General features: G+C 41.5%; 4 protein-coding genes. All 4 read left to right on the top strand.

Going from position 1 to position 6,521, the window contains the following annotated elements; genetic code table 11:
• The coding region (rplU, locus tag ACEW8O_RS23180) for a 50S ribosomal protein L21 (protein ID WP_373497008.1) at positions 1–214 on the top strand (214 nt) is incomplete at its 5' end.
• Positions 215–245: 31 nt separating this feature from the next.
• Positions 246–506 carry a 50S ribosomal protein L27 gene (gene rpmA, locus ACEW8O_RS23175; RefSeq protein WP_373497007.1) on the top strand — a complete coding sequence of 87 codons (261 nt, stop codon included), beginning with the start codon at positions 246–248 and terminating at the stop codon, positions 504–506.
• Between the two features lie 143 nt (positions 507–649).
• A complete protein-coding gene (locus ACEW8O_RS23170) occupies positions 650–3,718 on the top strand; it encodes a WD40/YVTN/BNR-like repeat-containing protein (RefSeq protein ID WP_373497006.1) in 3,069 nt (1,022 codons plus the stop codon).
• Between the two features lie 408 nt (positions 3,719–4,126).
• The coding region (locus ACEW8O_RS23165) for a zinc-dependent metalloprotease (protein WP_373497005.1) at positions 4,127–6,521 on the top strand (2,395 nt) is incomplete at its 3' end.

The raw sequence follows: 6,521 nt of genomic DNA, 5'->3' as shown, positions 1-6,521 counted from the left end.
GGAGTTTGATGAGGTATTGTTGGCAGATGACAACGGTACAGTATCAATAGGGGCACCAACCATCTCAGGTGCCATGGTATCAGGAAAAATTCTTGATCATGTAAAGGGTGACAAAGTAATCGTCTTCAAAAAGAAAAGAAGAAAAGGTTACAAAAAGAAAAACGGTCACAGACAGGACTTTACAAAAGTATTAATCGAAAGTATTACCTTATAAGATTTCCCCGAAATCCTAAACGTATAAAATCATGGCTCATAAGAAAGGTGTCGGTAGTTCCAGAAACGGAAGAGAATCCCATAGCAAAAGACTGGGTGTTAAAAAATTCGGTGGAGAGGCAGTCATTGCCGGAAATATCATCGTAAGACAAAGAGGAACCAAACATCATCCAGGTGAAAATGTAGGTCTTGGAAAAGACCATACTTTATTTGCACTGTCAGATGGCAAGGTAGAATTTAGAAAAAGATATGACGGCAAGTCCTATGTAAGCATAGTTCCTGCTCAAGCATAAAATATAATTACACAAATATAAAGGCCTTCCGAATTCGGAAGGCCTTTTTTGCTTTAGACCAAATAAACTCCAATGGTCACTTTTTTCAATTAATTCAGATGTATTACCCTTAAATTTCAATACGCTAATCTAAACTTCATGCTATGAAAAATACAGTACGTTTGATATTGGTTTTTGGACTGCTCTTTTCCTTTGGTTTTCAAATAGAAGGGTGGTCCCAATCCTACAATGAAAAAATATATGATGCAGTGCAATGGCGGATGGTAGGCCCCCATAGGGGAGGAAGGGCCGCTGCTGTTGCAGGTGTAGCATCAGAAAAAAATACTTTTTATTTCGGGGCCACAGGTGGTGGGGTATGGAAAACCACCGACGGGGGTAAAACCTGGGGGAATATTTCAGATGGATTCTTCGGTGGATCCATAGGTGCTGTTACGGTAGCCGATTCTGATCCCAATATCATTTATGTAGGAGGTGGTGAAAAAACTGTCCGTGGAAATGTTTCCTATGGTTACGGTATGTGGAAAAGCACAGATGCCGGTAAAACCTGGGAACACCTGGGAATGGAGGAATCCCGCTTTATTTCAAGGATCAGGATTCATCCAACCAATCCGGACATTGTATATGCTGCAATATTAGGCGACATTTTCAAACCAACTGAAATGCGTGGGGTGTACAAATCTACAGACGGTGGCAAAACCTGGGACAGAAAACTTTTTGCCAGCAAAGTGGCCGGTGCCGTTGATCTGATTCTTGATCCAAACAATCCCAATATCTTATATGCAACCACTTGGGATATCAAAAGGACACCTTATAGCTTGGAAAGCGGTGGACCTGATTCCAAAATGTTCAAGAGTAAGGATGGTGGAGAAAATTGGAAAGAAATCTCCCGAAATAAGGGTTTGCCAGAAGGGACTTTAGGCATCATGGGTATTACTGTTTCCCCATTGAATTCAAACAGACTTTGGACCATAATCGAGAACCTTAATGGTGGTGTTTTTAGATCAGATGATGGGGGAGAAACTTGGGAAAAAACAAATGAGGACAGAAACCTGAGACAGCGGGCGTGGTATTATACCAGAATTTATGCTGATACCCAAAGTGACAGCACAGTCTATGTCATGAATGTAAGCTATCACAAATCAACGGATGGCGGAAAAACCTTTACGGGATCCAATGCACCACACGGTGACCACCATGATCTGTGGATTGACCCGAAGGACAATCAGAGAATGATCATCGCTGATGATGGGGGCGCACAGGTCTCCTTTGATGGTGGTGAATCTTGGTCTACTTACATGAATCACCCCACGGCGCAATTTTACCGGGTGACTACAGATGACCATTTTCCTTACAGAATCTATGGTGCACAGCAGGATAATTCCACCATGCGTATCAACCACAGAAATGAAGGTGCTGGTATAACTGAAAATGATTGGGAAGTAAGTGCAGGAAGTGAAAGCGGCTGGCTGGCTGTAGATCCTACTGACAATGATGTAGTCTATGGTGGAAATTATGGGGGATTGCTACAAATGCTCAACCATAGAACCGGAGCGAGAAGGAATGTGAACGTCTACCCGGACAACCCAATGGGACATGGTGCAGAGGGAATGAAATACCGTTTCCAGTGGAATTTTCCTATTTTCTTTTCACCTCATGATCCAAAGGTATTGTACACTACATCCAACCTATTCCATCGATCAACAAACGGGGGACAGACTTGGGAGACATTCAGTCCTGATCTGACCAGAAATGCCAAAGAAAAACTAGGCCCTTCCGGAGGACCAATTACAAAAGACAATACATCTGTAGAATATTACAGTACCATTTTCACCGCTACTGAATCTCCTTTGAAAAAAGGAGTGCTTTGGGCAGGTTCGGATGATGGCCTTTTACATGTTTCTGTGAACAATGGGAAGACTTGGGAAAACGTCACTCCCAAGGATCTTCCGGAATGGATCCAGATCAATAGTATGGAAGGACATCCTTTTGAAGAAGGGGGATTATATATAGCTGCAACTTCCTATAAGAACGGTGACTTTGCACCTTACTTATACAAAACATCTGATTATGGGAAGTCCTGGACGAAGATCGTCAGTGGGATTGATGCCCAGCATTTCACTAGGGTAGTCCGTGCAGATCCGGCCAAAAAAGGGATTCTATATGCAGGTACCGAAACAGGAATGTACATTTCCTTCAATGATGGCGGATCTTGGCAGCCATTCCAATTAAACCTTCCGATAGTTCCGATCACTGATCTTACCATTAAGGAAAACAACCTGATCGCAGCCACTCAAGGAAGAAGTTTCTGGATCATTGATGACCTGACAGTAATTCATCAATTGTCAGATAACATTGAGAGTAAGCCCTTTCATTTATTCAAGCCGCAGGATTCCTACAGATTGGACGGTGATAGAAAAGAATCCAAGACTGCAGGAACCAACAGGCCAGGAGGGGTTTTGGTGTATTACCATTTGAAAGAGGATGCTAAAGAAGAAGTCAGATTGGAATTCTATGATAATGAAAGGAATCTGATTAAGGAATTTTCATCAAAAGGAATTGAAGAAGATACTTTAAAATACAAAACAGGGTCCAACGAATTCAATTGGAATTTGAGGATACCTGATGCCAAAGGATTTGAAGGAATGATCATGTGGTCAGGACCATTGAGAGGGCCGAAAGTCGTACCGGGAGATTATATGGTCAGGTTAATCGTAGATGGTCAGTCACAGGATCAGCGTTTTAAAGTACTTCCTGATTTGAGATACCCATCAAGTCAAGATGATCTTCAGGCGCAATATGATTTTCTGCTCAAAGTCCGGGATAAACTGACCGAAACCCATGAAACGATTATCCTGATCAGAAAATATAGGGCTGAACTCGATACGATTGTCCAGAAAAATCCACGGCAAAAAAGAAGGATAGAACCTATTGTAAATGCCATTTCAGACATTGAAAAAGAGCTTTATCAAACACAAAATAGGAGTGGTCAGGATCCCTTGAATTATCCGATCAGATTGAACAACAAGCTGGCCCATTTGAATTCCATTGTGGGCACCGGAGAGTTCAGACCTACAGATGGGGCAGAAGAAGTAAGGGTTGAAATAACAAGACAAATTGATATTCAACTCAAAAAATTCAGGGATATAGAAAAATCCCAGATCTCAAACATCTTGAATATTGACGAGATGAAAGCTGAGTTGGAGAAAAAGTGAGGCAGTTTTCAGTGTTCAGTAGGCAGTGTTCAGTAGGCAATGTTCAAATCCGAAGTTGGAAGTTGAAGATGCCTGATATCCACTGACCAATTTTGCTTGATTTTAAAAAAATCTTCGAGGTCTAAAAATGACCTCAAAGGTTGCGATCCTCGACCTTTGGGGCTTTCAAAACCCCGAAGGTCTTAAAGCTTAATTCCACGTTTAATACAATAGAAAACCTGAAATCAAAGTCCTTCTACTAAAACCTTCGAGGTCTAAAATAGACCTCAAAGGTTCAACCTGTCAACTTCGGACTTCCGACTCCCAACTTCTAACAATTATTTTCTTTAAGTCTATTTAACAAAAAACAGTTATACTCCTCTTAAAAGTTTTTGTATATTTCAAAGAAATTTCAATTAAAAGAGAACAATGATTAAACCAACAAAGCTATTTATCCTTTCAGCCACATTGATGCTGGCTATAGGATTTGGGCCTGTTAACGACGCACAGGCACAAAAGAGAAAAAAGAAAGCCCAAACAACAGCTACTGCCACTCCGGCACCTGAAAAAAAACCTGAAAAGAAAAAATTGGAAGATGCTGTAAAAGGCCATCAAAAATTTGAGGGCCTATTTACTTTCTATCAGGATACCACGAGTGGTGAATTGAAGATGCTGATCAAGAAAGAACAATTGGGGAATGAATACCTTTATTTCTCGCAAGTGGGAGACGGGGTGACTGAAGCGGGTACTTTTAGAGGGGCTTATGGGGAGAATAAAATCTTCAAAATTGAAAAGTATTTTAATCGGGTGGAATTCATAAGTCAAAACACTGCTTACTACTTTGATGCTGATAACCCACTAAGCCGTTCGGCAGATGCCAATATTAGTTCAGGAATTATGGCAAGTGCCAAAATAGAGTTTGATGATGCTGAGAAAGGTATTATACTGATCAAAGCAGATAATCTATTTCTTAAGGAAACATTTTCGCAGATCAAAAGACCATCTTTTCCGGGAGAGTCTCCTACCTCATTCAAATTAGGAAATCTGGACAGTGAAAAAACAAAAGTTATTGCAATCAGGAATTATGAAAAAAACACTGATTTGGCAGTGGAGTATGTTTATTCAAATCCGTCTGTGCTAAATGGTGGATCAGATGCGGTAACAGACGGTCGGAACGTATCCATAAAAGTTTACCACAGTTTGATAGAATTAAGTGACAATGGATACGAACCACGATTTGATGATCCTCGTGTGGGTTATTTTACTACCAAAGTCACTGACATGACCTCAAGCAGTCCAACGCCATTTAGGGATTTGATCCATCGATGGGATTTGAGGAAAAAGGATCCAAATGCTGCTGTTTCAGAACCAATCGAGCCGATAGTATGGTGGATAGAGAATTCTACGCCCCTTGAATGGAGACCAACAATCATGAATGCGGTATTGGAATGGAACAAAGCTTTTGAAAAAGCAGGATTTAAAAATGCGGTGCAAGTTATGATCCAACCGGATGATGCAGATTGGGATGCCGGCGATATCCGGTACAATGTGTTAAGATGGACCAGTTCACCCAATCCTCCATTTGGCGGCTATGGCCCAAGTTTCGTCAATCCAAGAACAGGTCAGATTTTAGGATCTGACATCATGTTGGAGTTTGTGTACCATACCAATCGGGTGGTTTACGACAGACTTTTCGGTGAGGAAACCGCAACTGAGAGTGAATATGGTACGTGGCATAACGGACATTTCTGTACTGTAGGGTCGCATCTGCAGAATAACGTGATGTTTGGTCAGGCGTTTCTACGTGCAAGTGGTGCCTCCGACCTTGAAATGGAAGGGATGAAAATGGAAGCCATGGCGGAATTGTTGATGCATGAAGTGGGCCATACTTTGGGATTAAACCACAATATGAAAGCTTCCCAATTGTATTCACCGGCACAATTGGCAGACAAAAACTTTATTCAGGGTAAGGCCTTGACAGGTTCTGTCATGGACTACCTGGCAATCAACCTTTCTCCTAATAAAGAAACTCAGGGACATTACTTCACTACCACAGTAGGTCTTTATGATGTTTGGGCAATTGAATTTGGATATAAGCCTGTAAAGAATCCAAATGAACTGGATGCTATTTTGGCCAAATCCACCCAACCTGAATTGATTTTCGGCAATGATGCCGATGACATGAGATCACCGGGTAAAGCCATTGATCCAAGAGTGATGATCGGAGACCTTTCCAATGATCAGATTGGATATTCGATACACTTAATGGAAACTTCTAAAAATCTCATGAAGGGGATCAAAGAGAAATACACCAAAGACGGAGAATCTTATCAGGAGTTGACACAGGCATATAGGGTATTGATGAATCAATACAGCACTGCAGGGGGTGTTATGTCAAGGTTTATTGGTGGTGTGTATGTCGATAGGGCGATGGCAGGACAGGAAGGTGCAACACAACCTTACACTCCTGTAAGTCTTGAGGATCAAAAAAGGGCAATGACAGCTTTGAACAAATATATGTTTGCCCCGAATGCCTATGACATTCCTAATGACCTGATCAATTACCTGGCAAAACAGAGAAGAGGTTTTGACTTTTTCTCAGGATCTGAAGATCCTAAAATCCATCAGCAGGTATTGGGCTCCCAGAAAAATGTACTGGCCCATCTGACCCATCCAAACACCTTACAAAGAATGGTAGATTCGGAACTGTATGGCAATGAATACAATATGGCCACTTATATGAACGATCTGACCAAAGCCATCTTCGATGCGGATATCAATGGCAATGTCAATTCCTTCCGACAGAACCTTCAGATGGAGTATG

Origin of the sequence: Aquiflexum sp. (genome assembly GCF_041749095.1) — a bacterium.
Classification (GTDB): domain Bacteria; phylum Bacteroidota; class Bacteroidia; order Cytophagales; family Cyclobacteriaceae; genus Aquiflexum.
Note: the sequence above shows the minus strand (reverse complement) of the source record. Positions and strands in the feature narration are given on the sequence as shown.